We start from the raw sequence: 3,587 nt of genomic DNA on the forward strand, positions 1-3,587 counted from the left end.
GTCATCTTCGACAAGGAGAAGGAGCAGAACCGGCTGAAGGCGGCGCAGCTTATCGGGGAAATCGGGGCTCAGGCGGGAGATATTGCACGGACGCAGGGTGAGATCATCGCAACCCGGAAGGCGAACGATAAGATGTCCGGCGTCACGCAGACCGACCGCGACAGGGCGCTGGCTGAGCTGAAAGCACAGGATCCGACGAAGCAGTACAGCGCAAGCGATGTCAATAAACAGGTTTACAGCAACTATTATAACCAGGCGTTCGCGGAGAGCGGGTTTGGGACCGGCGGTAAGATGCAGCAGGCCATCAGCGCGGTGACGGCGGCAGTGCAGGGCCTGTCGGGCGGTAACGTGGCGCAGGCGGTAAGCGGCGCGGCCAGTCCTTATTTGGCGACGGAGATACACAGGCTGACGGAAGGCAACCCGGAGGCGCAGGCGATGGCGCACGCGGTACTGGGTGCGGTAACCTCTTACGCATCCGGCAACTCAGCGCTGACTGGTGCAGCCGGAGCGGTCAGCGGCGAACTGATGGCGCAGCTTGTTATGAAGCAGTTGTATCCGGGCAAAACGGTTAGTGACCTGTCGGAAACGGACAAGCAGACCATTAGTGTGCTGGGAACGCTGGCGGCGGGTCTGGCTGGAGGTATGACCGGAGACAGCACGGCCAATGTTATGGCGGGTGCGCAGGCAGGTAAGAACGCGGTTGAGAATAATTTTCTTGGTGACACATCCTCGGACAAGCTCAAAATAGCTGTTGAAAAAATTAAGAATGGTGATAAATCACTGGCTGCAGCTAATGAGCTTATTCAGTTGGAAAATGCAGACAAGCGCAGTGATGCTCTGGTGTCAAAATTCACTAAAGACCCTTCACAAATGACCAGCACAGAGCGTGCTGAGCTGTCCGGTTACCTGCGAGTTTATGCCTCGGAGATGGAGAAGAATTACGGTTCCGCCGTCTCGCAGGAACTTGTTAAAGGATTGCTGTCAGGGCAGGACTATATTAAACGCGCTCCTGACTCTGAAGCGATGTCTAAAGCTCAGAGCATTATGAATACCTGGGGCTACCATAAATCAAATGCCAGCATTGGTGATGCTCCTATTTTATTTGGGGGAAGTGTGTTAGGTCTGACCGTGAAAGGTATGGCAGCAAATGCGGCAATTGGTGTAGGGGTTAATACAGGTGTCCAGCTTGCTGGAAAAGATCCGTTCAGTTATGTGGATGCGATTCTGGCGGGAGTAACAGCGGCAGCGACAACAGGAAAAGGCATCATTGCTTCAGCTCCTGTCAATGTGGGCGGTGCAGCGATAGGAAGCGGAATTAAGGGAGAAGAACCGCTTAACTCTATGGCTGGTGCGGCTGCGGGTACTGTCATCGGTGGCGTAGGCGGTGAAATAATAAAAGGAGTCGGCTCAAAGCTTGGAAAAGATGCAGTGTCTGATTTAACAGGTACGGTTCTTGGTGGTTACATAGGTGAGAAAACAGGGAATGCTGTAAAAGATGAACTCGATAAGAAGGATAAAAAAGATGCTAAAAAATAATCTTTTTAGTTTGGTCAAACTGATATTGTGTTGCCTGATTTTATTTTTCATTGGCGATGTTATAGCTGAACTACTTGCATCTGTGATTTTTTATTTTAAAAAGGGCTTTTTCCCCTTTAGTTGGAGTGATGTTTTTTCATCTTTCTTTGAGTCTGGATATGTCGGTGGCCTCATTTTGGGGTTTGGGATCTGGATAAAAATCCGGTTAAAGGAGAGAAAAAGCCAGAAAGCTCCACCTGAATGAATGCCCGATTCCAATCCCAGTAGCTAGGCTTGTAATTGAGAATAATAACTTGCACATCTCAGAAGCCAGGGCGCTTGATAAAGAACTCTCGAACTGTAAAGCGTCGGGCAGCGACTGTCAGGCCGTAATTAAGAAATATATTAATATCAGCAATAAAAACAGTAAAGAACTGGCGGAAGCCTGCACCGGAGGAGGTGTTGCCTGTGTAAGCTGGGAAGAACTGGTTCAGGCGGAAACTAACATTGCTCTGGATGCTGATAAACATCAGGTAAGGCTGGGTGATAAACTGAAAGATCCGGATGCATCTGCGATAGTTAAATATCTTAACGGGTCTGATCTTAAATTCCGTAAGGATAATATCACGAAAAGTGATCGGTTTATGGATGTGGTAATGAACCCAGCTTCCTGGCCGGTAGTGATAATGGGTGGGAAAGCAATTATTACGAATATTGTGAATAACAGCAAGGAGCAATTAATTGCTGTTGGAGTTGCTGGGGCTGCAAATGTAGGTATTCAATATGGCACGACAGGTGAGGTAAAACTGTCTGATGTAATTGGATCTGTAATTGTTGGTGGGATTACTGCGGGTAAAGGTTATAACCCAACGGTTACATGGAATGCAGCAGGTGGGTATTATCAGGCAGAAATAAGTGGAGATGATCCGATTATGGCTGCACTTATGAGTACTACTAGTTCTGGGGCAGGATATAAAGCAGGAAATATTTTAAAAGTACCTTTTGATAAGGTCTTCAATCCTGTGTCAAAGCAATATGAATGGGTGTCGAGCGGGGTTTGGACAATATCAAAACCGGTCCCTCAAAGCTCAGTGCCATCTGTGGCGGGTAATGTCGCAGACTCTCTCACATCAGGTTTACTTAATTCACCGAATGGCAATAATTCGGGAGAGAAAAAATGATCCGTATAACTAAATGGAAGTTAATAATTTTATTCATATACTCATGCACCACTATTCCTGTGTTTATGTTTTTATTGAGTCTATTTTTTCTATGGCAGCCGTCTCCAGTAGGGGAGGGAGTTTTTGCTGAGAAAAATTTACATGTTGCATTAAATATGGCAGGAGTGGGGTTTTTATTGGGTATCATTTTATGGCTATTTTATTATTTACCATATAGAAAAAGAAATTTAAATAAAACAAAAAGTTAATGCAGTCTGGTAAAAATAGGGTTAAGTTTAGATATGATGAGTGATGCCATATGACTGAGAAAATTTTAAGTATTGATATCGGTGTTGATTCCTTTAAAAATATTCAGCTAAAGGATGTTAAGTATTTTTCTGGGGCGCTTGATCTGACTTTTTACTTATTTGATGAGGGTTTTAAAAGTAATGTTATGGTTACTTTTGAATGGATACACTCCTTTCGTGTAACAGATGAAGGTGACTTGCTAAAAATGCAAGATGATCTGAATGGTCAGATGATTACAGGAATTTATACAGTAGAAGGATCTCATTATTTATCATGGTTTAATGAGCAAAGCGCCAACATCCATGATGGGGGTTCTATAAATCATTACTTAATAGTTACAGGCGATGATGTTATTGAAGTACTGTCTTCTGTTAGTCCAACAATAACATCTTGTTAATAGAAAGCCCAGTTTTCACAGCTGGGTTTTTACTTTATAACCAGTGAGTTACCCGATAATGGCCGCTACTCAATAAACCTCATCACTGTCACCGACAGCACCAGCAGCAGCGCGGGCGGCAGCTTCACCTTCGGCTCAATGACCGGGTCGGCGAACGTGAACGTGAGCCGGGATAAGATGCACAGCACCTGGCAGAGCGTGGCGGA

The 3,587-nt window shown here is 45.5% G+C and carries 4 protein-coding genes; all 4 read left to right on the forward strand.

Going from position 1 to position 3,587, the window contains the following annotated elements; genetic code table 11:
- A partial coding sequence (locus NCR98_RS33445; RefSeq protein ID WP_284504027.1) for a VENN motif pre-toxin domain-containing protein occupies positions 1 to 1,536 on the forward strand: 1,536 nt, incomplete at its 5' end.
- Entirely contained in the window at positions 1,523 to 1,780 is a 258-nt protein-coding gene (locus NCR98_RS33110) for a hypothetical protein (protein ID WP_089415244.1), read from the forward strand. The genes NCR98_RS33445 and NCR98_RS33110, both read left to right, overlap by 14 nt.
- A 49-nt stretch (positions 1,781 to 1,829) precedes the next feature.
- Complete coding sequence (locus NCR98_RS33115) at positions 1,830 to 2,696, forward strand: hypothetical protein (protein ID WP_233600686.1); 867 nt, start codon at positions 1,830 to 1,832, stop codon at positions 2,694 to 2,696.
- Between the two features lie 298 nt (positions 2,697 to 2,994).
- Positions 2,995 to 3,381 (forward strand): hypothetical protein, encoded by a 387-nt coding sequence (locus NCR98_RS33120; RefSeq protein ID WP_182500913.1) that lies wholly within the window; start codon positions 2,995 to 2,997, stop codon positions 3,379 to 3,381.
- Positions 3,382 to 3,587: the final 206 nt, after the last annotated feature.

It is taken from the genome of Caballeronia sp. GAWG2-1 (assembly GCF_023631405.1).
GTDB lineage: Bacteria > Pseudomonadota > Gammaproteobacteria > Burkholderiales > Burkholderiaceae > Caballeronia.